Annotated in this window: 1 protein-coding gene and 1 pseudogene; both read left to right on the top strand. The window is 66.2% G+C overall.

Annotated features, from left to right (window positions below):
• Positions 1-707: ABC transporter substrate-binding protein (locus HC022_RS27540; protein ID WP_254885293.1), on the top strand; the 707-nt coding region annotated here is incomplete at its 5' end.
• A 72-nt stretch (positions 708-779) separates the two neighbouring features.
• Positions 780-959, top strand: a pseudogene (locus HC022_RS27535) (ABC transporter permease); the annotation flags it as partial.

Raw genomic sequence — 959 nt, 5'->3', positions numbered from 1 at the left:
GCGAGGGCCCGACCTCGGACGTGCGTTTCCGCCAGGCGGTGATGTACGCGATGGACCGCAACTTCCAGCGCGACGTGGTGTGGAACGGCTTCGGCACCGTGGCCACCGGCCCGGTCTCGTCCAAGACCAACTTCTACTCGGACGACGTCACGATCTACGACTACAACCCCGACAAGGCCAAGGAGCTGCTCGAGGAGATGGGCTATGACGGCGAGGCCGTGCGCCTGCTGCCGCTGCCCTACGGCGAGACCTGGCAGCGCTGGGCCGAGGCCATCCGCCAGAACCTCACCGAGGTCGGCATCAACGTCGAGATCGACAGCACCGACGTCGCCGGCTGGAACGAGAAGACGTCCCAGTGGGACTACGACATGGCCTTCACCTACCTCTACCAGTACGGCGATCCGGCGCTTGGCGTGTCGCGGAACTACACCTCTGACCAGATCAGCAAGGGCAGCCCCTGGAACAACGTCGAGGGCTACGAGAACCCCGAGCTCGACGAGAAGTGGTTCTCTGCCGCGACGATGATCTCGCCCGAGGACAGGCAGACCGCCTACAACGAGATCCAGAAGGAGATCGTCGATGACGTGCCGGTGGCCTGGCTGCTCGAGCTCGAGTTCCCGACCATCTACCGTTGCGACATCAAAGACCTCGTGACCACCGGCATCGGCGTGAACGACGGTCCGCGCAACGCCTGGATCGAGAAGTAACAGAGCCGGTCGGGCGGGCCCCTCGGGCCTGCCCGGCCTCCCCTGACGACCCAATCTGAGGGAGCGACCGGCATGTCCGTTTTCGTCGCCATCCTGTCGCGGCTTGCGAAAGCCGCGCTGACGCTGCTTGCCATCGCGGTTCTGAACTTCTGCCTGCTGCACGCGGCCCCCGGCGATCCCGCCGTGGTGCTCGCGGGCGAGGCGGGCGCCGCCGACGAGCAGATGATCGCCCAGCTGCGCGAGCGCTTCGGC

It is taken from the genome of Salipiger sp. HF18 (genome assembly GCF_011806505.1).
Classification (GTDB): domain Bacteria; phylum Pseudomonadota; class Alphaproteobacteria; order Rhodobacterales; family Rhodobacteraceae; genus Salipiger; species Salipiger thiooxidans.
This window is presented reverse-complemented; position numbering and strand designations above follow the sequence as displayed.